Here is a 23637-nt window from a genome sequence, read left to right as displayed (position 1 = left end):
ATCTTTAAGCGATGTCAATGGTTAAATTTACTGGTCTACGAACACATGGGTTTCTAATACCAGACGGATCTGTTGATTCAATAGATACACAAGGACTTTTAATCTCATAAGGAGGACTAGAGGTACATGATAATAATTGCAATAACACAACAAAAGGCAGAAGAAATCTTAATAATTTTGTCATAATTGTCATTTAAAATAATTTTAGAGTTTATAGGTAAGTTATCCTAGTTTGCAATATATCTCAAGTATATTTGATGAAAAATAAGTTTTAGATATAAAAAACATAATAGCTTGTAGTATTTTTCTTGACAAGGATATATAATGCAAAATTGATAAATCAAGGCAGTGATGGCAAATATACCCTTTAAAGAAAGACCCCCTTATGCAAAAAAGTATAATAGTTGGCGTATTAGAATTTTATATTCGATAATTGTTGGTTACTCGACATTCATACTTTGTCGTCAGAATTTTAATATTGTAATGCCTGCTTTAATGGAGCATTTTGATGTAACCAAAACTCAACTTGGTTGGATTTTAACAACTGCCTCTATATTTTATGGTATAGGAAAGTTATGTAATGGATTCTTAAGTGATAGATCAAATGCTCGTATATTTATGGTAATTGGTCTTATATGTGTAGGTGTTGTAACATTGTTATCAGGTTTTGCTTCAAGCATAACATCTCTTGGTATTTTATGGATTATGAATAATTGGTTTCAATCTATGGGTTGGCCACCTGCAACACGTATGTTAACTTATTGGTACGCTTCTAAGGAATTAGGAATGAAATGGTCTCTAGGAGCCACTTCTAATCAAATTGGCGGAGCAATCACTATGATAGTATGTGGTTATTTAATAGATGCTTACGGTTGGAAAGCAGCGTTTATAATTCCTGGAATAATTGCATTATTAGTATCATTATTTCTATTCAATAGATTACGTAATTCTCCCAGTGAGGTTAATTTACCTATAGTGGAAGAGTACAAAGAATGTGATATATCTCTTGATAGTGATAATTTATTAACAACTCAATTAATAAAAATTGTATTTTGTAATAGATTAATGTGGTATGTGTGTTTTGCCAACATGTTTATTTATATTGTGCGTTCAGGTATAATTTTTTGGGCTCCTGTGTTTTTGTGCGAGCTAAAAAACATTACTATTGCTCAAGCTGGTTGGCAAGTTGCTTCTTATGACATTTTAGGTTTAACTGGTGGTATTGTTGCTGGATGGATGTCAGATAAAATATTTCAGGGACGACGTGGACCAGTTGGTTCAGTATTTATGTTTGCTTTAGCTTTTACTATTATTTTATTTTGGCAAATGCCAAATGAGTATGAAATATTTAGTATTATTACTCTTGCTTTGGTTGGTTTTTTTGTATCTGGACCACAAGTATTAATAGGTGTTGCTACAGCAGATTTTACTAATAAACAAGCCGTTGGTACAGCTAATGGTCTTTCAGGTTTATTTGGTTATCTTGGTGCTGCACTGGCTGGCGTATGTGTTGGTTGGATTTCTGATAACTTAGGTTGGAATGGTGTTTTTTTATTTTTTAGCCTGTCCGCTTTCTTGGGAGCAATAATTCTTTCCTTAACTTGGAATTATAGCTCTAGAAGAACTGCATAACATGTTACCTAACTGTACTATCAGAATTTACTTGCCAAAAATATATAAATTTATATAAATGTTAATAATAAATTAATAAAGGTTTACTGTGACTCAAGAATATACGTTTTCAATGATTAAGCCAGATGCTACGAAAAGAAATCTAATTGGTAAAATTAATTCTTACTTAGAAAATAATGGGCTAAAAATAGTAGCTCAAAAAATGACTATTTTAACTAGAGATCAAGCAGAAATTTTTTATGCAGAACATAAATCAAGAGCATTTTTTAATAGTTTAATAGAGTCTATTACTTCCGGTCCGGTTGTTTTGCAGGTTCTTAAAGGAGAAAATGCTGTTTTACAAAATCGTAAAATAATGGGAGCTACTAATCCAAATGATGCTGAATTAGGTACTATTAGAAAAGATTTTGCAAAAAATATTGAGGAAAATAGTATACATGGTTCTGATACTTTAGAAAGTGCTGAAAGAGAAGTGAGATTTTTCTTTGCTGAAAAAGAAATTGTAGAATAACACAATGATTATGAAGTATAGCGTTGTAGTTATTGGCGGTGGTCATGCTGGTTGTGAGGCAGCTTCGGCTGCTGCACGTCTTGGCATGGATACTCTTTTAATTACTTTAAAACTAGATAATCTTGGTGAAATGTCTTGCAATCCTGCAATAGGTGGGGTAGCAAAAGGTACTTTAGTAAAAGAGATAGACGCTCTTGATGGACTCATGGGTAAAATTATAGATCAAGCTGGTATCCATTATAAGATGCTTAATGAAAGCAAAGGTCCAGCAGTTTGGGGACCAAGAGCTCAAGCTGATAGAAAGCTTTATAAAAAAGCTATGTATAATGCCTTGATAAATCATCCAAATTTGACAATTTTATGTGCATCTGTAGAAAATATTGAGATACACAACTCTGAAGTAAAAGCATTAACCTTAGATGATGGTACTAGAATTGAATGTCAAAAAGTTATATTAACTACCGGTACATTTTTATCCGGACTCATTCACATAGGAGATAAAAAAATTCCATCGGGTAGAATAGGTGAAAAGCCGTCATACGGTTTATCTAACGCACTAAAATCTTTCGGCTTTGCTCTTGGTAGGTTAAAAACTGGTACTCCTCCAAGAATAGATGGAAGAACAATTGATTATAACGAAATAGAGGTGCAGGCTGGAGATGCTGTGCCACGCCCTTTTTCCGAACTCACAACTTCTGTTAAGATAAAGCAAATAAATTGTTTCGTTACTAGAACAACTGAACAAACTCATGAAATTATTAGGAATAACTTAGATAAGTCAGCTATGTATTCTGGACAAATCAAGAGTATAGGACCAAGATATTGTCCATCCATTGAAGATAAGGTTACTAGATTCTCTAAAGCAAGTCATCAAATATTTTTAGAACCTGAAGGCTTGGACGACCATACTATATACCCAAATGGCATATCTACATCATTACCTGAAGATATACAATTAGCATTGCTAAAAACAATTCCTGGTCTTAAAAATGCCACTATGTTAAAACCAGGATATGCAATAGAATATGATTATGTTGATCCTAGAGAGTTAAAAATAACGTTAGAAACGAAAAAAATTAAGGGATTGTATTTTGCTGGTCAAATTAATGGCACCACTGGCTATGAAGAAGCCGCGGGGCAAGGAATTATGGCTGGCATTAATGCAGCCTTATCACTAAAAAATCAATCAAATTTTATTTTGACTAGAGCAGATGCCTATATTGGTGTTATGATTGATGATTTAATCACTCTTGGTACAATAGAGCCTTATAGAATGTTTACTTCTAGATCTGAATATAGACTTTCGGTTAGGGCAGATAATGCAGATTTAAGACTAACTCAAATGGCTATAGATATTGGTATTATATCTAATTTACGTAAAGAAGTTTTTAGTAAGAAATGTGACGATATTCATAAGGTAGAAAACATTGTAAAAACTATCTCTTTAACAACTACTAAATTAGCCAACCTGGGCGTCTCTATCGCACAAGATGGTTCATATAAAACAGCCTTTGATTTACTAGGATTACCAAATTTTGGTGTTGATAAAACGATAGAAATCTTTCCAGAGCTTATTTCATTAAATAAAAAAATTCTTCATTATCTTTGTATTGAATCAAAATATTCTTCTTATTTGACTAGACAAAATGCAGATATTCAATTATTTAAAGAAGAAGAGCTAGAATTATTAGATGATGATATTGATTACTTCAAAATACCCAGCTTGTCTACAGAAGTAAGGGAAAAACTCCAGTATCACAAACCAGCTACTATTGGTGCAGCTAGAAGAATATCTGGGGTTACTCCAGCTGCTTTAATAGCAATTATAGTTTATATAAAAACAAAATATAGACATTAATGTATAATTATAGTAGTGTTTCACGTGAAGTATTAGAAGCTCTTGAGAAGTATCAATCATTAACGTTGAAATGGAATAAAGCTATTAATCTCGTTTCTTGTAATACCAAGAATGATTTTTGGGTGAGACATATCTTAGATTCTTTACAACTAATGAAGTACATAAATGACCAAAATATTCATTTAATAGATGTTGGTTCAGGTGGTGGATTTCCAGGAATAGTTTTGTCTATTGCCGGGATAAAGAATGTTACTTTAGTAGAGTCTGATGTAAGAAAATCTGTTTTTTTATTGCAAGCTTCCAAAATTTCTAGTAATAAAATTAATGTGGTTAATCAACGAATAGAAAGTGTTAAATTAGATTGTGATATATTAACTTCTAGAGCTTGTACTCAGTTAGATAAAATATTGGCTTATACTAAACATATTAATGTAAGAAATAAGTATTTATTATTTAAAGGTGAGAAGTATCAACAAGAAATTGAGATTGCTAAAAAGAGATGGTCTTTTTGTCATTCTATATATGATAGTGAGACTTCTAATAATAGTAAGATTTTAGAAATTAGTAACATATATGACAAAAATAGTTGCGGTAGTTAACCAAAAAGGTGGAGTTGCAAAAAGCACAACTACTGTAAATTTGTCGACAGCTTTATCTGTAATGGGTAAAAAGATTTTGGTAATAGATTTAGATCCTCAGGGAAATAGTAGCACTGGTTTTGGTATAAGCCAACAGGATAGAAAAGTTACTATTTATCAGGTACTAATTGGTTCAAAAACGATTGAAGAAGCCATAATACAAACGAATATTCCAAATTTACAAATAATTACAGCTAACACTAATTTATCAGGTGCTGAGATAGATTTATTAAGTATACAAAAGCGTGAATATTTATTATCAAATTTGTTAAATAAATTAGTCAATAAATATGAGTACATTATTATAGATTGCCCTCCTTCTCTTAACTTATTGACAGTTAATGCATTAGTGGCTTGTGACTATGTATTAATCCCTATGCAATGTGATTTTTATTCATTAGAAGGATTAAGTCATTTGCTAAAAACAATTGAAATTGTAGAAAAGAATTTAAACCCTAAAATAAAAATTGCCGGCATTTTATTTACTATGTATGATAAACGCAATCGATTAACTGAGCAAGTAGAGAATGATGTTAGAAAATGCTTAGGAGGATTGGTATTTAAGACAGTTATTCCACGGAATGTAAAACTATCTGAAGCACCATCTCACGGTCAACCAGCAATTATCTACGATCATAAATGTACTGGCTCTATTGCTTATATAGAACTTACAAAAGAGATTTTAGGTAGAAATATATGAAAAATAAAAATTTAGGCAAAGGATTATCAGCTTTGCTTGGAGAAGAAGTTTTTACTGTAGAGAAGGATGAGTTAGTAAAAATTATAGATATTGATAAAATTGAAGCTAGGAATAATCAACCAAGAAAAAAGTTTGAATATGATAAAATAAAAGAATTAGCCGATTCCATAAGTAATAATGGTTTGTTACAACCAATTATTGTTAGCTCAGTCAGTGATGGGAAATATAAAATTATAGCTGGTGAGAGACGTTGGCGTGCTTGTAAGGTGGCTAAGCTTACTGATATTCCTGCTATTATAAAAGATATAGGAGATAAAGAAATTATAGAAATAGCTCTAATTGAAAATATTCAAAGAGAGGAATTATCTGTTATAGAAGAATCGGAAGGATTTGAGAGATTAATAAAAGAGTTTGGTTATACACAAGAGCAATTAGCAGAAAAAGTTAGCAAGAGCCGTAGTCATATAGCTAATTTATTAAGACTAAATCAGTTACCACAATCTATCAAAGATAAAATAAATGAGGGGCTTTTAACTATGGGACATGCAAGATGTCTAATTAATCACCAGCAAGCTGAGGTAATAGCTAATCATATTATTGAGAATGATTTAAGTGTTCGTCAAACTGAAGATATAGTAAGAAATTGGTCTAAAAATGAATATACAAAAACCCCAGAACATGATAAACGTATAGGGAGAGGTCTTCTAAAAGAGAGTAGTAAAGAGAATGATTTACAATTATTAGCTAAATCATTGTCAGAAAGATTTAATATAAAAGTAACTATTGAAGATTACCCAATTGGTGGGAAATTGATATTTCACTATAGTAATTTAGAAGAACTTGATTCAATTTTATCGAGGTTAAATTAAATGCAAATTTTTCTAGATAGTGCTGATATTAAAGAAATTGATGAGATTAACCAATTAGGTATAATTGATGGCATAACTACTAATCCTTCCTTGATGTCTAAGACAAAATACGACTTTGTATCAACTATTGCAGAAATATGTAAGATAATAACTTCTGATGTTAGCGTTGAAGTGGTTGCTAATGATGTTGATACTATGATTAATCAAGGTAATAAAATTTTAGAAATATCCAGTAATATTGCGATTAAGTTACCTATGACATGGGACGGTATTAAGGCGTGCCAATATTTTGTAGGTAAAGGAAAAAAAGTGAATATGACCTTATGCTTTTCTGTTAATCAGGCACTTATCGCTGCAAAAGCTGGAGCATCTTATATATCACCTTTTATCGGTAGACTTGATGATATAGGTCAAAATGGTATTAGTTTAATAAGTGATATAAGACAAGTATACGATAATTATCAGTATCAAACAAAAATCCTTGCTGCATCTATAAGAAGCCCTAACCATGTTTATCAAGCTGCTATGTATAAGGCTGATGTTGCGACAATGTCTGGTAAAATTATTAAGCAATTATTAAATCATCCACTAACAGATTCAGGTTTAGAGATTTTTAATAAGGATTGGACTAAATCGGGGTTAAAAATTTAAGAAAATCATATACTTGTATAACCTAAACATTTAGGTAAATATATTTTTGCAAACTTTACCAATTGTCAAGTTAACTAGATTGTAAGCAGCAATTATAAATTCAAAAAAGTTTAAAAATAGGTATACATTACAATAAATATATTGTAAATGTATGAAGCAAATAGCTATAGCAGAATTGTTGCTGTCATGTGCAAGAAGCAATAAAAATTTAAACTAAATTTATTTAAATTTTTATTGCGAAACATAGTTGATCCAAAAAAGTAACCAAAATTGATTGCCTTGTTCGGACTTTGCACTTCCTCGCAATGACATTGGCTATTTTCCCACAACTTATTAAACTACCATAAAAAAGATGTGGGTAATAAATTAAATAGTATTTATAAATTATAATGCTATAATATAAAGCTTACAGTCCGATTTTTGAACAGCCTTGTTTATTGCAGGATATTATAATAATTACTTAATCTTGTATGAAAACAAAATTCTTACTATCTATTGTCTTTTTTAGCATAATTTCAATAATATTTTTTGCATTATTTGGAAAAAATAAGCTTCCAACTCCTAAAAAAATAATGTTTATAGTACATACAGAAACTAATGGTGGCAAAGGAGTATATACCCTATATAAAGCAATGAAAGAAACAGGGCATGATGTAAAAATTGTTGCTATTCCATTATATAATCGATGCTATAACGTAAATATAGATATGAAGTTTACAGCAAAATTTGATAATAATGATGTACTATATCCTTGCGGAAAGATAGAACCTTATACAAAATGCGAAACTATTGAATCATATAAACCAGATTATATTTTTATCCAGAACCCTTATAATATTTACAATGATTCAATTTTAGATCCTTACTTTATCAATTCAACTCTTAAAAAAATTGCAAAAAAGATAGTATATATTCCTTATGGTCCTCACATTTTTCATCAAGATCACATAAATGATAAAAAATTACCAAATATTATGGATTTAGTATTTGTTGATTCAGAAAGTACAAAAGATATTTATATTAAAAAATATGGCTTTCCAAAAGATCGTATTATTGTTTCAGGATATCAAACTTATAAAGAAGTTAGAGAAGGTATTATCACTAGCTCTAAAAAGGCTCCAGAAACTATTTTATGGTTACCAAGGTGGCAGCTATCCTTTCAATATAGAGACCTATTTGAAGGTGGCTCAACTTTCTTGAATTATCATTATTTTTTTTATAATTATGCACTACAAAATCCAAATATAAATTTTATTATAAGACCTCATCAACATTTATTTTTTTCTACTACTAACTTAGGATTTTTAACCCAAGAAGAAATTAATCAAATTTTTATAAAGTTTAGAAGCTTACAAAATGTTACTATTTCTGATAGTACCAACACTTCTTTAGTAAATGATATAATTTCTGCAGATATTGTAATAAGTGATGGAACTTCTGCTCTTGCAGAGGTAGTTGTAGCAGATAAGCCTATAATTTACTTAAGCAATGGTTGGAATAATGAGTTTAATAGTAATAAATTATCACGCGAATTAAAAAAATATATTTATTTAGCATATAATCCAAATGATATAAGAAGATATATAGATGATATTAGGCAAAATAATTATTCGCCTTTCCACGAAAAAGAAGAAAAGAATAGTTATTTTAAGAAAATAAAATGCAAAATAAAATACAATTTATTTGAATCACCATGTAACAGAAAAGAATTTAAGAAAATATTAGATCCAATAAAAAACCCATCCAAGTTTATTGCTGAATATTTATTATATGATAAAACCACTTGACAGGGGTTTTATAATAGTTTAGGTTGCTTGAAAATGAGCATGAGTATTATATGAATGCAGTAGATTCTTCTTTCACTATGTGGAATAGAGCTAGAAATAGTAAATTTAGACACGTTGTTTGGCCTATCAGATCTAACGAGTTAGTAAAGTTTGTGCCTATGGCTTTACTAATATTCTTTATTCTCCTTAACCAGAATCTAGTACGTAGTATGAAAGATAGTCTGGTAATAACATTAATTAGTTCGGAAGTTTTAAGCTTTATAAAACTTTGGGGCGAGATGCCTGCAGGTATCTTATTTGTCATTCTTTATTCCAAACTTTGTAATATTATGACAACTGAACAAGCTTTCAGAATCATATTATCTTTTTTCTTGGGATTTTTCCTATTATTTACCTTTGTTTTGTTTCCATACCGAGAATATTTTCATCCAGACCCTCAAATAATAGAACATTATATTACTACACTTCCACATTTAAAATGGTTTATCATCATTTGGGGAAAATGGAGTATTGTGTTATTTTATATAATAGGGGAATTATGGCCAATGATTGTATGTACACTATTATATTGGCAACTTGCTAATAAGATTACTACTACTGAAGAAGCTCCAAGATTCTATTCGTTTTTCTCCTTATTTGGTCAAACTAATTTGCTAATATCTGGTAGTGTAATTGTCTATTTTGCCAAAGGTAATCACTTCTTATTACCTCTATTTTCTCATCTTAATGACCAAACAGAAATTCTTTTAAAATCATTCATAGTAATCGTTACCATATCTGGACTGATCTGTTTGATTTTACATAGATTTGTTGAATTGAAAATTATAGAAACTACTAAAAATATTAGATATAAAAATAAAAGAACCGATATACTGAAGCTAGGGTTAGTTGAGAGTAGCAAAATAATTCTTAAATCAAAATATTTAGGAATTATTTGTGTATTAATGGTTTCATATTCCATGTCAATCAACTTAATTGAAGGATTATGGATGTCTAAAACCAAGGAGTTATATCCTACTACCCAGGAATTTATAACTTACAGTGGTGAGGTATTTTTTTGGACTGGAATATTTACTTTAATTTGTGCTTTTCTAGGTAGTAGTTTAGTTAGAAATTGTGGTTGGTTTTGGGGAGCTGTACTTACTCCCGTTGCAACGTTATTATCAGGAGCAATGTTTTTTACTTTCGTCTTATTGGAAAAGCCTTTATTGGCAATTACGACTTGTCTTAGTCACATTTCTCCATTAATGATAATTGTTTTTGTAGGTGGCTTGTGGCATGTTTTAGGGAAAGGAGTAAAATATTCGCTTTTTGATTTTACTAAAGAAATGGTCTATATCCCTCTTGATAGTGAAATGAAAACCAAGGGAAAAGCTGCTGTAGATGTACTTGGTGGCAAAATAGGAAAATCCGCTGGAGCAATTGTTCAATTTGTCTCTTTTAGTATTTTTCCAAGTGCTGTACATAATGACCTAGCAGGTTTTCTCATGGTGGTTTTTGTTATTGTTTGTATAGCTTGGATTTTTGGTGTAAAAGTCTTAAATCGATATTATAAAAACTTGCTAGCACAGCAGTAGGTTAGTTGCATTATAACTAACCTGAATTATTATACCGTCATTGCAAGGAGCTACTTTAGTAGCATTAAGACAATCCTGTTTTGTGTTATCTCTACGAAGGATGTCATCCCCACTTGCCTTAGTGTCATCCCTGCGAAAGCATGGATCTAGATTCCCGCTTACGCGGGAATGACAATAGTGGGCGGAAATGACAACTTTCCCGTAGGAGCAAATGTACAAATGTTGGTCAGGTTACTATACATTTGTGCTATAATTATTTATTAAATTAAGGAAAAAATTAATGACATACGTACCAATGGTAATTGAGCAAACCTCTAGAGGGGAAAGAGCCTATGATATATATTCTAGGTTATTAAAGGAACGTATCGTTTTTGTTTGCGGTCAAATTGAAGATTATATGGCAAATGTAGTGGTTGCACAATTACTATTCCTTGAGGCAGAAAATCCAGAAAAAGATATTTCTATGTATATTAATTCTCCTGGTGGCGTTGTAACTTCTGGTTTAGCAATTTATGATACTATGCAATATATTAAACCTAAAATTTCTACTCTTTGTATAGGTCAAGCTTGCTCAATGGGTTCTCTATTGCTTACTGCTGGAGAAAAAGGCATGCGTTATTCCCTGCCGCATAGTCGTATAATGATCCATCAGCCGTCAGGTGGTTACCAAGGGCAGGCTACAGATATCGAAATTCATGCCAAAGAAACCATGAAACTAAAAAGAATGCTTAATCTCTTATATGTCAAGCATACAGGGCAAGAACTAGAGACTATTGAAAAAAGCATGGAACGCGATAATTTCATGGATCCTGAAATAGCCAAATCATTTGGGCTTGTTGATGAAATTATCACTGATAGAGCAAAAATTTTAGTAAAAAAATAAATTAGTACTCTATGAAAAAGAAGACTCCAACACCTAAAAACCATGACCTCCTGCATTTCGAGGTTTAACAGTAATAGCTGGCTTCTTGGATACTTCGTTAATTTCATTAATTTTATTTTGTAAAAACGCTTGCATCTTTACATTATCTCTAACATTAGCATGTTCTGCTCTCTGTTGTGGCTTTACTATTTCACCCTCTTTACCAGCTCTATTCTCTGTTAGTAATCTAACCGCATCAGCATCCGGCTTTCTTTGTCCGGCTTCGATGTTCCTAAGCTCTTTTCCTCTTTGCTTCGCTGTAGCCTTTAATAACCCCTGCAATAGCTTTGCTTGTTCTTCTTTAGACGTTAATGTATCTAATTTTGCTTCGATATGTTTCTTTTGTGTATCAAATCCTTTATTTTCTAAATTTGATAGCTCTCCTACCAGTTGTGCAATATCCACATCAGTTTTTCGAGTTGAAGAACCTATATGTTGTGATCTTGATAAACTTGCTTTGATATCTTCAGCCCTATTTCTAACGTCTGTATTTATTAATACAGCTTGAGAGATTTTAGTTGTTTTTGTCTCTGTAATAACGTTAACTTTTTCATGAGGATATTCAAGAATATCAGGGGCTGGTTCCATTTTGACCATATCATTAGAGAGCATTGTAGTCTCTGGCACTTTATGCAACTGCGGTGTTTCTTCAATATTTTGTCCAGGAGTTGCGGAATTCATAGATAATGGTACATCGATAAATGGCGAAATATCTACACTATGTTCTAGATTTTTGCTCTCTTCTTGCATCATTATTTTATTTTCTTGCATTGCTGGCATTTGTTCACCAGGCTTTATATAGTCAACTTCAGATTTAGCTCCTCTAGAGGTTACAGCAAGATCAGGAGCCTCAATAGATTCGATAGATGGTGAAATATTCACTCCCTGTCCTAGATTTTTAGCAACTTCTTGCATCATTGCTCTATATTTTTCTTGCGTTACTGGTAAGGTATAGATTTTTCCACCATGCTCTATATAGCCAACTGCATCAGGACTATTTCCGGTAAACTTAACTGGATGTGGCGAGCTGACCTCAATAAGCTTACCAGCATCATCATAGTGAGCAGTAAAATATACAGCATTACTTGCCGCAATATTTTTACCATACTGATCCTTGACAGCTAACGATAAATGCATCGGACCATTATTATCAAGTTTTATCGGAAAATCTATCGTCCTATAATTGCTAATTGCAACGCTAGTTCCATCACTTTTTTGTACTGTATGAGGAGGATTTATTTGATGGTTTGCTTCTGATAATGTTGCAATCTCATGACCGTTTGCATCTCGTACTATCTGCTTCTTAATAGTGATACCATTAGCATTCTCTACACCCCCATCTTTCCATTCCATAGTACTGAATCTACCAGCAAACTGTGCATGAACGTTTTTATAGCCAGCAATTTCGACTTGCTCTAAAGCATGCTTTAAATTTTGATCTTCTTTTAGAAGTCCACTAATTGTTTCTTTATTTTGTTCATTTTCAAAATACGCTCGAAACTTATTCAGATCGTCAAGCTCTTCTGGTTTTGCTATACTCTTATTTACCAAAGCTGCAGCTATTATCGCTCTTTGCTTAGTTAAGATATGCTCTCTAATTGCTTTGGTTATAGGATCAAGATTATCAGCAGAAAAAGACGGGGCATCAACCGAAGAATTATTTAATTCTAAAGGAGCTTTTTCTTCTCCTGGTAAGCAAAAAATGTCCTGAGTAAGCTCTTGTGGTTTGATAGCAGTAACTATTTCCTCTAGTTCTTCCTTACATTTTTGCCAATTCTCAGAAATTGTTTCATCCTGTATGGGTTGTTCTAATATTTCAGCAAATTTATCAAACACTATGGTTTGGTTTACTATTTTGTCAGATTCTGGCAGCTTGTTTTGTTCTTCTGTCTTATTTTTAATTATTTCAGCAAATCCCTTTAATATGTTCTTTTTCTCGCCAAGACTGCCCGCACTATCTTTTAAGGTTCCCTTTACAATTTCAAACAAAGATTGCTCTATAGATTCAGTTTGCTCATCATTTGTTACTTTACCAATTTCCTCTATTTTTGCTATAAAGTTCTGATAATACTCAAAATATTCTCTAGGATCTCTATCTTTACTCATTTTCCCCACCTCATTCTTAAATTATAACTATATTTAATGCTAGATAATATTCTCCCTTAAAGCAACTAATTTGTTTCTATGAGGCTGTCTACGATAACTAATTAATTATATCATGTTTATTCGCAGCCAAAAAGAGCTAAATATAGAATTACTTTAGTTATTAAGCAGCCTCCTAGTCCTTCACAACAATCTAGAAGCTGTGAAAACAATATTATAACATATAATATGTTAACACTAATAGCATAAGAGCATATTATGCAAAAATAATTAAATTAATTTTTCACTAGCCTAGGCGAAATTTATTACATAAAAGTTGCTAAATATTAACTTAATGGTATTATCCTGTATAAAAATTGTCAAAGATAACTAAAGGAGATACAATAATGAGATTTATTAACAACACAAACATTCTGTCTACCCTTGGGTTGGTGGGAACGATGATAAGAGATAACCTTGCTGCCCCATTTACTACTACTGATGTTATCTCAGTAAATAATCGAACTGAGGAAGAAACATCAACAGAATTAGTCGCACTCAAAGTTGCCGCAATGGTAGCGGCTGTTCTTGCACTTGGTGCAGCTTGTGGTGTAGCTTCTTTTGCTTGCTCCTACCTACGAGACAAAGGCTGCTACGATAGCAAAGATGACCCCTTACAGAGTTTACCTGACTGTGATAATGGTGCCATCATACAGAAATTTTTATATAACCATAAGGGGTGCGGAGAAGAGAATGAACAGAACGATTCGGAAAGACTAAGTATTTCTACAGTTGACTTACATCATGTTCATGATGATGACAATGATGATAATTTGTCATCTATATCGGAAGCTATATATGCTCTTCCTGACATAGTTTCTCATACTATACCTAACTTAATACCTAACGATAGTGATGAAGAAGAATCTTCTATAAATACTATGTCGACAAATGAAGAAGTATTTATGATTGGTGATATCCAGTAGTATAACTTTTTGAGCGCTATTTTATATCCCTACTTTCGCAGGGATGACAACTACACTTCTTTGTCATTCCCGCGTAGGCGGGAATCTAGACCCCTGCTTTCGCAGGGGTGACACTAAGGTAAAGGGTAACACCTAACTTTTTCGTCATTCCCGCTTCTTCTCATTGTCATTCTCGCTTCGGTGCGGAATCTAGACCCCACAACTGTTGAAAGTTAGAAGGTAAAGCGGGTTTTAGATAGGTTTTCTGTCATTGCGAGACCACGCAAGTAGGTCGTGGCAATCCATCTTTGGTTACTTTTATGGATTGCTTCGTCGACCTGCGGTCTTTCTCGCAATGACGTTGACCACATACGACTTTTAAACTATTCGGTCTAAAACCTCTTCCTCTTCTAACTTTCAACAGTTGTGATCTAGACCCCGCACCGAAGCAGGGTGACACTAAGGTAAGGGATGACGAATTTTGTCCTGCATTTTATTCAAATCTACAAAAAAATTTGATTATCGAGTGTTAAGTTTTCGAAGTATTTTTGAAATTAATTTTTAGCTCCTGTTGTAAAATATCAATCAAATCATCAGATGATTTTGATTGCCATCTTGAGAAATTGGTAACGTCGTCACTTCGCCTATTACTTATAGACATCGCTCCATTGCTCCTAGTACCAAATTCTCCTGAATTGGCTATACCAGTAGTGTAATAAAAATGGTAAGGACCACTAATTGGCGAAGATAGCCAAATTTCCTTAGCAGCTGAGTGTTTATTAATAACAAATATGCCTTGGTTGGTAGTTAAAGTTAAAATATCACCCTGGAAATCAATATCGATAAGGCAATCCTTATCTTCTGTTTCAATTATCTCTGCAATTAAAGATATAGTTTGTTCAGCTAATTTAGCAAATTCAGTATTATCCATGCTTAAGGTTCCTTCAAAGTTTTACGATAAGCCTTAACGTGCTTACTATGATCATTAAAATTATTAGAAAAATTATGCCCTCCCGCACCGTTACCAACAAAATATAATGAATCAATTTTAGCAGGATTTACTACAGATTCTAGAGATTTTATTCCAGGACAAGAAATAGCTCCAACTGGTAAATTAGCAATATAATATGTATTATAAGGCGATTGCATTGCAAAATCTTTTTTAGTTAATGGTCTTGTTAGTTTATCTTTCCCAAGTGTTACAGCATAAATTGTTGTTACATCTGATTGTAGTTTCATATGTTTTTTTAGGCGATTTAGAAATACAGCGGCAATTGAAGGTTTGTCGGAGTTTAAGCTAGCTTCCTTCTCCACAATGGATGCTAAGATTAATACATCAAGGCGAGTTTTTAATGGAGAATCAGGTGATAATTTTTCCATAATTTTGTCGAGCTGTAAAGACATTAATTTTCGCATTTTATCAATGATTTGCTCTTTTTGATCGCCATATGAAAAGAAATAGGTAGATGGCATTAAAAATCCTTCCGGAATTGTTCCTATAATCTCTCCCATTAATCGTTCTTCGCTATTAATTTTTTTTATTATTTCATGGACAAGCATACCTTCAGGTATAAGCATTTTATGAATAATTGATTTACCACTGGATAATATCCTTAGAGTTTGCATAGGAGAAATATTTTGAGTAAAAATATATTCCCCACTCTTTATAGAATGTTTTAATGAATATATTTTGGCAAGAAAGGCAAATAAAGCAGGATATTTAATGATGTTATGATCATTTAATGTCATAGAAATTTGATCAGTTGACAATCTAGGTTTGATTATTACCGTCTTGTTTTCTACAAGTTCCCCAGGGGCAAATAAGTAAAATATACAAAAATTGATTCCACTGACTAGTAGAATCAATGTAATAGTTACACAAATAAATTTTATTTTTAGTATTTTCTTAAACAAGATACACCTAATAAGAGTTAAACAGATTCATATAATTATATAGTCAATTCAGGAAAATTTGGGGCTAGGAGGCTGCCTACGATAACGTCCCCAATTTCTCATCAATTGACTATAGCACAAAATAAGCTGGCACTAATAGCATATGAAAAAATTTATTATTTTTTATGATTTTCCACTATATTCCCATATTCTGTACTTTTTATTTTTATAAGCTTATCATATTTTACTTTAAGTTCATTTAGGGAATAATTACCATCATAATATCCTTGGATATTAATAATTCTTTCTAAATAAAAGTTCAACTGCTCAACATCATTTTCTACAATATCATTATCAATTTTTAAATCTTTTGTAATATATGTTAATGCCTGATTTTTGACTGCTGAGCAGTATAATTTAAATTCTTGGATTTTTTTTATAATCATAGGAATATCTTCTGGCTTTGTTACTATCATTGCTACTAACATAACCACTAATATTTCTCCTATAGACATATTTTATACTAATTTTTTATGACGATATTTAGGATTAATAACATTTTCACCTGTTAAATTAATCATATAATCATGATAATCTTGGTAATTTCCTTCAAACCATGTAGCATTTCCATCTTTATCAAAAGCAATAATATGAGTTGCTATTCTATCTAAAAACCAACGATCATGGCTTATCACTAATACACATCCAGCAAAATCTAAAATAGCATCTTCTAAGGCTCGTAATGTGTCAACATCCAGATCATTCGATGGTTCATCAAGTAAGATAACATTAGCTCCTTCTTTTAATAATTTGGCTATGTGTACCCTATTACGTTCACCTCCAGAAAGTTGCCCTACTTTCTTTTGTTGATCGCCCCCTCTAAAATTAAAGGCTGCACAATAAGCACGACTTTTCATTGATCTAGAACCAAGTTGTAGCTCCTCAAGACCTGAAGAAATTTCATGCCACACAGTATTGTTATCATCTAAACTATCCCTTGATTGATCAACATAACCAAGTTTAACAGTTTGTCCTAATTTAATAGAACCGTGATCTGGGTTGGTTTTACCAGTGATAATATTAAATAAGGTAGATTTGCCGGCTCCATTTGGACCTATAATACCAACAATCGCCCCTGGAACCACCTTAAAACTAAAATCTGATAACAGTACCTTATCATCATATCTCTTTGCTATATGTTCTGCCTCTATGACTAAATCGCCTAGACGTGAACCATTAGGTATAATAATTTGTGCCACGCTTGATTTTTGTTCTTTTTGTTTGAGTAACAGATCTTGATAGGCAGTAATTCTAGCCTTGCTTTTTGATTGCCTTGCCTTTGGTGATTGGCGTATCCATTCAAGTTCTCGTTTTAATTGTTTATTCCTATCATCATCTTCTTTATCTTCATTTTCTAATTTTGCTTGCTTTTGTTCAAGCCAAGCACTGTAGTTAGAATGCCATGGAACACATCTACCTCGATCCACTTCTAATATCCAATCCGTTACATTATCAAGAAAATATCGATCATGGGTAATAACTACTACTGTGCCTTTATAATTTTTTAAGTAATTTTCTAGCCAAGAGACCGATTCAGCATCTAAGTGGTTTGTTGGTTCATCAAGTAATAACATATCAGGCTTTTCTAGCAAAAGTTTACATAATGCCACTCGCCTTTTTTCACCACCCGAGATTTTTGTAACATCGGCATCTTTATCTGGACATCTTAATGCAAACATAGCAATTTCTATTTCTCGCTCTAAGCTCCAAGCATCACAACTATCTATTTTTTCCTGTAGATCAGCCTGTTTTGCTAGAAGTTCATTCATTTCATCATCGGACATTTCTTCAGCAAATTTATTGCTTATTTCATTAAATTCGTCAATTAAGGCTTTTTTATCATTTAAACTTTCCATAACATTATCGAAAACATTTAGAGTAGGATTAAGATATGGCTCTTGAGCTAAATAACCAACTTTAACCCCATTAGCCACAAAAGCCTCACCATCATATTCTTTATCAATAGCTGCCATGATTTTTAGAAGAGTAGATTTACCTGCTCCATTTGGACCAATAATACCAATTTTTGCCCCTAGTAAGAAGGACAAATAAGTTTCCTTTAAAATTTGTTTACCGTTGATGGTTTTACTTAAACCATTCATAACATAAACATATTGATACGACATAATCCTTAATTCCTTTATTTTTTATATATTTACTTGTAGTTTTTAAATAGTTAGTAGGACATATTATATTAGATATTTTGTTTGTCCAAGTTGTAAATTCAGACATACTAAAAACACCTTTTAAGTTTCCATAAAACTTAACCTTCCCTAACAAGACGATTATTTATAAATGCCTCAAGTTCATTCCCTGTTTTATTGGCAATTGATCCCCCTTGTGTTTTATTCATAATTTCTAATCAAAACTTCTTCTGCATTTTTCCTTTCATTAGCTTTACAATTAATAGCGCGTGGTGCTTCGATGATCTCTATATAAAAATCTTTATACATATGCTTTATAAACTGAATATTAGAATTTGAAAGCATAAAATATACCCCCTTATCGTTTAACTCTTTACATTTTTGATAAAGTTTTATCTGATCTGTTTCTGTAAAATCAAGTTTGGTATATTTAGTAAACGATGCATTAATTATAGGATGATAAGGGGGATCAATATAAACAAAATCACCTTTATTTGGAGAAATTTCGCTGAAATCTTGATGTTTTATATCAACATTTTGTAGTAATTTACTACAAGCTATTATAGTTGTCTCATCAACTATTGCTGGATTTTTGTACCTTCCCATAGGCACATTAAATTCACCTTTGTTATTGACTCTATAAAGCCCATTATAACAGGTTTTATTAAGATATATAAAACGTCCAGCAACTTCTATATCATTATCATTAATAAATTGTTTCCGGATTTTGTAATAATACTCTTCACAATGATTTACTTTATGTTTTGCCAGTAGCTTTATTAATTCTTGAGGTTTATTTTTAATCACAGCATATGTAATAACTAAATCTAGGTTTATGTCTGATATAGTTGCACTAGCTGGAGCAAGAGCAAACAAAAGTACTCCTCCCCCTACAAATGGTTCATAATAGCTTTTATAAGTTTGTGGCGTTCTTGAGGATAATTCTTTTATTAAACTTCTTTTTCCACCTACCCATTTTACAAATGGTTTTGCCTTATCGTCGTTTTCAATTATCATGTCATCATTTTTTAGTACAGCTTTTCCTATCCTTGATAAAGCTTCATTAAATGATTCAATTTGCATAAAAATTTACCAAATTATGTTTTACATCTTCAGTCCATTATACAATATTTTTAACGTTCTGCAACTTGCCTTAAATACAGAACCTCCTTTATCTAATAATTTTCTAATGCTATTTTTTATCGGAAACCAATCATATACTGCACCAAATTTTTATATAGTCAATGCAGGGGAATTGGGTAGTATAGTCAATTCAGAGGAATTTGGGGCTAGGAGCGATGGAGCGACGCCTATAAGTAATAGGCGAGCGACGAGTGACAACGTCACCAACTCCTCATCAATTGACTATTAGTACTATAGATTAATTAGATATCTTTACGACCTAAAATTTTAATAGGTTAGCTATACACAATACCTTTTGTCCAAAGTCCAATTCAATTCTTATTGATACAACCCATTTATTGGGTAATTATTAAATAGGTCTTTAACATTTTTATTATTTTAAAATTAAATAATTTTAGAAATAACTTGATTTTTCTGAGGAAATGGGGCAATATCTGCCTTAAGCTGAAGAAGCGGGCGATTAGCTCAGTTGGTAGAGCATCTCGTTTACACCGAGAATGTCGGGAGTTCAAGTCTCTCATCGCCCACCAGTATCTTTGAAATTTACACACTTTTCTGCACAATACCTTCATAAAATTCAGTTATCTTGTCTTTAACCTTAAAGGGATCAAGCATCATATTAACCCCACCTCTAAATTCTGCTGAATTCGCTAAACCACTACTATACCAACCTATATGCTTTCTCGCTAGCTGAACGCCGGTATCGTTCCCGTAATATTCTAGCATGGCATCATAATGACTTAATATCACTTCTAACTGCTCTGCCATTGAAGGGGAGGGAAGTTCTTCTCCTGTTGCAAGATAATGGGCTATTTGAGAAATAAACCACGGTCTACCATATACTCCCCGACCAACCATTATACCATCAGCCCCCGATTTTTGTAAGCATTCCTTAGCTTTAGACAAGGAAGTAATATCTCCATTAGCGATAACGGGAATCTTTACCGCATCCTTAACCTGTCGTATAAACTCCCAATCTGCTTGACCAGAATAAAACTGGCATCTTGTCCTACCATGAATGGTGATCATTTGTATACCAGCATCATAGGCTATTTTTGCCAAATTTGGGGCATTCTTAGTTTGCTCATCCCAGCCAGTACGCATTTTTAAAGTTACTGGGATTTTTACTGCTTTTACTGTAGTTTCTAAGATTTTTGCCGCTAATTTCTCATCTCGCATTAAAGCAGAACCAGAATAGCCGCCAACTACTTTTTTAGCTGGACAACCAAAGTTTAAATCAATAATTTTGGCTCCCATATCCTCATTCATTTTAGCTGATTCTGCTATTATATCAGGCTCACATCCAGCAATCTGTACGCATGAACCAGTAGCATCATCTTGAATAATCGCACATCTTTGTAAAGATTGCCTTGTTTCAATAATCATTGCCCTACTAGCAACCATTTCAGAGATTACCAGACCTGCACCAAATTTTCGTACTAATTTTCTAAATGGTAAATCAGTAACCCCTGACATTGGGGCTAATATCACCGAATGAGGTAGCTGAATATTGCCTATTTTTATCATAACACATTAAAAAGTTATAAATTAATTGCTGTATAGAATAATTATCATAAATTATTTTAATAAGACATAGTCAATTGATAAGAAGTTGGGGTTAGGATAATTCCTATAGTAATACGAGCATTGAGCGACGACGTCACCAACTTCTCATCAATAAGGTTACCAGTAAGTGTATCTTTTTACAGATACCAAGGATAATCATAAAAATCTTATTGATTTAAACTTTTAATTGTATAGAATTTTTATGATCTTGTAAACAGGAATTTTATCGACAATTTAGCGATATATCCCTTGCAAATATATTGATTAAATATATAATTAACTCTGCTTAAAAATAATAACAAGCAAAATTCACACGTAAGAGTTCAGTTGTTAGTCCAATTTCTTTGGTATCAACTCTTACGGAGGAGTACCTACTGCTAATGTAGGTACATAACTAACATTTCAAGGAGATTAAATAATGTCTAAAATAAAAGCTGTTAATGTCAGAGAATTACTTGATGCTGGGGTGCATTTTGGTCATAAAACCTCACGCTGGAATCCAAAAATGGCACCTTATATTTATGGCATCAGAGATGATATTCATGTAATTGACTTACAACAAACTGCCGCTCTAATGCAAACGGCTCTCAATGTAATATATGAGACTGTTAAGAAAAATGGTAAAATATTATTTGTCAGCACCAAAGTCCAAGCTAGTGATATAATAGCTGAGTATACAGAAAAATGTGGGCAATATTACGTTAACCACAGATGGCTTGGTGGTATGTTAACCAACTGGGGAACAATTTCTGGCTCAATAAAAAAGCTAGATAGCCTTGAAAAAGTTCTGGAAAATGAAGAGGAATATTCTGTTTATACCAAAAAAGAAATATTGGAAATGACCCGTAAAAAGGATAAATTACTAAAATCCTTAGGTGGTATTAGACATATTGAGACAAAGCCAAATTTGCTGGTGGTAATTGATACTAATAAAGAGCATTTGGCAATTCAAGAAGCAGTAAAATTAGGCATACCAATAATTGCCATTGTTGACACTAATTCTAATCCAGATAATATAGATCACCCTATTCCTGGTAATGATGATGCAATAAGATCTATTAGACTTTATTGTAGCTTGTTTGCCGATGCTGTACTAGCTGGTATAGAAGAAGCTTTAGTGGCATCTGGTGTTGATTTAGGAAGCATAGCTACTCATGAAGAAAAAAATACCAATATCAAAGCTATTACTAAATTAAAACCGACTAAGAAATTTTCTAAAACTTCTGACCTAAATAACCAAGAGGCAACTAACCAAAAAACAGCAGAGTCAGAGTTTGAAACAGCTTTGGAAATTGCAGAAGTTACTGCGACAGTAAAGTAACTGGACGTGCTAACCAAATTAGCACTTAGCCATTTGTTTCAATAAAAAGGGTATCGTTCCCGCGTAGGCGGGAATCTATAATATCTCAGGGATTTGAGTACTATTTTATCCCCGTTACAGGGATGACAATAGACCTCTTGCATAACCTAAAGATAATTGAGGAATTTTTAGGAAAAACGAAGTCGAGTACCGCAGCGTACTAAGATGTACGTGAGGAGCGAAGACGAGTTTTGACAACAAAATTACCAATTAGATTAGGTTATGCAAGAGGTCTATTGATAAATACTAGAGGGGTTAACTATATAACCTTTAATTAAGGAGAATAAAATGATAAATGCTGGACTTGTAAAACAATTAAGAGAAAAAACTGGTGCAGGAATGATGGACTGCAAAAAGGCTTTGCTTGAAACAAAAGGAGATTTTGAAACAGCTGTTGATTGGTTAAGAAAAAAAGGATTATCAGCTGCAGCAAAAAAATCAGATAGAGTCGCTGCCGAAGGACTAACAGCAGTGCATATTAAAGATAATGTTGGAGTTATTATAGAAGTAAATTCAGAAACAGATTTTGTGGCAAGAAATGATAAATTTCAACAATTGGTTAAAAATATCGCGACATTAGCTTTGCAAGAAAGTAATTTGCAACCGTTAAATTTATCATCACTAAAATTAGCAAAAACATCAACAGGTCGATCAATTGATGAAGAAATATTAGATAATATTGCTACAATTGGTGAAAATTTAAATCTACGTCGTGTGGATGTCTTAAAAATCTCAGAAGGGGTGGTGGCATCCTATGTACATAACACTGTTGTTGAGGGGCTAGGTAAAATTTCTGTTATTGTTGGTTTACAATCGACTAGTAAAGAAAAATCTAAGCTTCTAGAATTGGGAAAAAAAATCGCTACCCATATAGCAGCAAATAATCCCTATAGCCTTGATGTATCTAGTCTAGATCAAACTTTAGTTGAACGCGAGAAAAATATATTCTTTGAACAATCCAAAGCTTCTGGTAAACCTGATAATATCATTGAAAAAATGGTTGAAGGTAGAATACGTAAGTTTCTTGCAGAAGTTGTTTTGCTTGAGCAAAACTTTTTATTTGACGACAAATTAACAATTTCTCAAGTTATTGATAATATGGCAAAAGAATTAGGAACTCCAATTAAAATTACTCAGTTTATAAGATATGAACTAGGTGAAGGTATAAAACAAGAAGATAAAAACTTTGCAGACGAAGTCGCAGCTGTTATACAAAAATAAGCAAGAAAGAATGTATAGCTAACCTGACTAACATTACTCTGTTATTGCAAAAAAGTAT

22 protein-coding genes and 1 tRNA gene are annotated in these 23637 nt (G+C 32.3%); 15 read left to right on the top strand and 8 right to left on the bottom strand.

From position 1 onward, the window contains the following. Positions 1-4: 4 nt before the first annotated feature. Complete coding sequence (locus AAGD20_RS03510; RefSeq protein WP_250311635.1) at positions 5-184, bottom strand: DUF2706 domain-containing protein; 180 nt, start codon at positions 182-184, stop codon at positions 5-7. A gap of 167 nt (positions 185-351) precedes the next feature. Here AAGD20_RS03510 and AAGD20_RS03505 point away from each other — a divergent pair, with 167 nt between their 5' ends. The 10 genes from AAGD20_RS03505 to clpP all read left to right on the top strand — a co-directional run bounded on the left by AAGD20_RS03505 (position 352) and on the right by clpP (position 11106). After that, the gene (locus AAGD20_RS03505) at positions 352-1632 is read left to right on the top strand and encodes an MFS transporter (protein ID WP_341749396.1); all 1281 of its coding nucleotides are present in this window, start codon (positions 352-354) and stop codon (positions 1630-1632) included. 88 nt (positions 1633-1720) lie between these two features. After that, the gene (gene ndk / locus AAGD20_RS03500) at positions 1721-2143 is read left to right on the top strand and encodes a nucleoside-diphosphate kinase (RefSeq protein ID WP_094648980.1); all 423 of its coding nucleotides are present in this window, start codon (positions 1721-1723) and stop codon (positions 2141-2143) included. A gap of 7 nt (positions 2144-2150) precedes the next feature. Then, positions 2151-4001, top strand: coding sequence for a tRNA uridine-5-carboxymethylaminomethyl(34) synthesis enzyme MnmG (mnmG, locus tag AAGD20_RS03495; protein WP_341749440.1), 1851 nt, complete (start codon positions 2151-2153; stop codon positions 3999-4001). Continuing rightward, on the top strand, positions 4001-4600 hold the full coding sequence (rsmG, locus tag AAGD20_RS03490; RefSeq protein WP_094648981.1) for a 16S rRNA (guanine(527)-N(7))-methyltransferase RsmG: 600 nt from the start codon (positions 4001-4003) through the stop codon (positions 4598-4600). Before mnmG ends, rsmG begins: the two co-directional genes overlap by 1 nt. Further along, positions 4575-5339, top strand: coding sequence for a ParA family protein (locus AAGD20_RS03485; RefSeq protein WP_341749395.1), 765 nt, complete (start codon positions 4575-4577; stop codon positions 5337-5339). Before rsmG ends, AAGD20_RS03485 begins: the two co-directional genes overlap by 26 nt. Next, the gene (locus AAGD20_RS03480) at positions 5336-6208 is read left to right on the top strand and encodes a ParB/RepB/Spo0J family partition protein (RefSeq protein ID WP_250311630.1); all 873 of its coding nucleotides are present in this window, start codon (positions 5336-5338) and stop codon (positions 6206-6208) included. Before AAGD20_RS03485 ends, AAGD20_RS03480 begins: the two co-directional genes overlap by 4 nt. Continuing rightward, positions 6209-6859: a fructose-6-phosphate aldolase gene (gene fsa / locus AAGD20_RS03475; protein ID WP_341749394.1), complete on the top strand. Its 651-nt coding sequence runs from the start codon at positions 6209-6211 to the stop codon at positions 6857-6859. A 470-nt stretch (positions 6860-7329) separates the two neighbouring features. Then, a complete protein-coding gene (locus AAGD20_RS03470; protein WP_341749393.1) occupies positions 7330-8646 on the top strand; it encodes a hypothetical protein in 1317 nt (438 codons plus the stop codon). A gap of 50 nt (positions 8647-8696) precedes the next feature. Next, positions 8697-10223 (top strand): NTP/NDP exchange transporter, encoded by a 1527-nt coding sequence (locus AAGD20_RS03465; protein ID WP_341749392.1) that lies wholly within the window; start codon positions 8697-8699, stop codon positions 10221-10223. Positions 10224-10503: 280 nt separating this feature from the next. Beyond that, positions 10504-11106, top strand: coding sequence for an ATP-dependent Clp endopeptidase proteolytic subunit ClpP (gene clpP, locus AAGD20_RS03460; RefSeq protein ID WP_341749391.1), 603 nt, complete (start codon positions 10504-10506; stop codon positions 11104-11106). A 33-nt stretch (positions 11107-11139) separates the two neighbouring features. On the opposite strand, the gene AAGD20_RS03455 is transcribed toward clpP, so the two are convergent. Beyond that, positions 11140-13251, bottom strand: coding sequence for a Sca4 family protein (locus AAGD20_RS03455; RefSeq protein ID WP_341749390.1), 2112 nt, complete (start codon positions 13249-13251; stop codon positions 11140-11142). Between the two features lie 383 nt (positions 13252-13634). On the opposite strand from AAGD20_RS03455, the gene AAGD20_RS03450 reads away from it, so the two are divergent. Beyond that, positions 13635-14213, top strand: a complete 579-nt coding sequence (locus AAGD20_RS03450) for a hypothetical protein (RefSeq protein WP_341749389.1) — start codon at positions 13635-13637, stop codon at positions 14211-14213. 508 nt (positions 14214-14721) lie between these two features. On the opposite strand, the gene cyaY is transcribed toward AAGD20_RS03450, so the two are convergent. From cyaY to AAGD20_RS03425, 5 genes are all read right to left on the bottom strand, one after another. Next, positions 14722-15123, bottom strand: a complete 402-nt coding sequence (cyaY, locus tag AAGD20_RS03445; protein ID WP_341749388.1) for an iron donor protein CyaY — start codon at positions 15121-15123, stop codon at positions 14722-14724. A 2-nt stretch (positions 15124-15125) separates the two neighbouring features. Then, on the bottom strand, positions 15126-16106 hold the full coding sequence (gene mltG, locus AAGD20_RS03440) for an endolytic transglycosylase MltG (protein ID WP_094649329.1): 981 nt from the start codon (positions 16104-16106) through the stop codon (positions 15126-15128). Positions 16107-16261: 155 nt separating this feature from the next. Next, positions 16262-16600, bottom strand: coding sequence for a DUF2672 domain-containing protein (locus tag AAGD20_RS03435; protein ID WP_341749387.1), 339 nt, complete (start codon positions 16598-16600; stop codon positions 16262-16264). 3 nt (positions 16601-16603) lie between these two features. Then, positions 16604-18271: an energy-dependent translational throttle protein EttA gene (ettA, locus tag AAGD20_RS03430; RefSeq protein ID WP_341749386.1), complete on the bottom strand. Its 1668-nt coding sequence runs from the start codon at positions 18269-18271 to the stop codon at positions 16604-16606. A 219-nt stretch (positions 18272-18490) separates the two neighbouring features. Next, positions 18491-19372, bottom strand: a complete 882-nt coding sequence (locus AAGD20_RS03425; protein ID WP_341749385.1) for a DNA adenine methylase — start codon at positions 19370-19372, stop codon at positions 18491-18493. A gap of 16 nt (positions 19373-19388) precedes the next feature. On the opposite strand from AAGD20_RS03425, the gene AAGD20_RS03420 reads away from it, so the two are divergent. Both AAGD20_RS03420 and AAGD20_RS03415 read left to right on the top strand, forming a co-directional pair. Further along, a complete protein-coding gene (locus tag AAGD20_RS03420; RefSeq protein WP_239832674.1) occupies positions 19389-19661 on the top strand; it encodes a palindromic element RPE2 domain-containing protein in 273 nt (90 codons plus the stop codon). A gap of 225 nt (positions 19662-19886) precedes the next feature. Next, positions 19887-19962 (top strand) — tRNA-Val (locus AAGD20_RS03415). Between the two features lie 13 nt (positions 19963-19975). On the opposite strand, the gene dusB is transcribed toward AAGD20_RS03415, so the two are convergent. Then, positions 19976-20959, bottom strand: a complete 984-nt coding sequence (dusB, locus tag AAGD20_RS03410; RefSeq protein WP_341749384.1) for a tRNA dihydrouridine synthase DusB — start codon at positions 20957-20959, stop codon at positions 19976-19978. Positions 20960-21416: 457 nt separating this feature from the next. Here dusB and rpsB point away from each other — a divergent pair, with 457 nt between their 5' ends. Both rpsB and tsf read left to right on the top strand, forming a co-directional pair. Then, on the top strand, positions 21417-22319 hold the full coding sequence (rpsB, locus tag AAGD20_RS03405) for a 30S ribosomal protein S2 (protein WP_094649325.1): 903 nt from the start codon (positions 21417-21419) through the stop codon (positions 22317-22319). 327 nt (positions 22320-22646) lie between these two features. Beyond that, positions 22647-23579 (top strand): translation elongation factor Ts, encoded by a 933-nt coding sequence (gene tsf / locus AAGD20_RS03400; RefSeq protein ID WP_341749383.1) that lies wholly within the window; start codon positions 22647-22649, stop codon positions 23577-23579. Positions 23580-23637: the final 58 nt, after the last annotated feature.

The sequence above is a fragment of the Candidatus Tisiphia endosymbiont of Sialis lutaria genome, from assembly GCF_964026535.1.
Lineage (GTDB): Bacteria > Pseudomonadota > Alphaproteobacteria > Rickettsiales > Rickettsiaceae > Tisiphia.
This window is presented reverse-complemented; position numbering and strand designations above follow the sequence as displayed.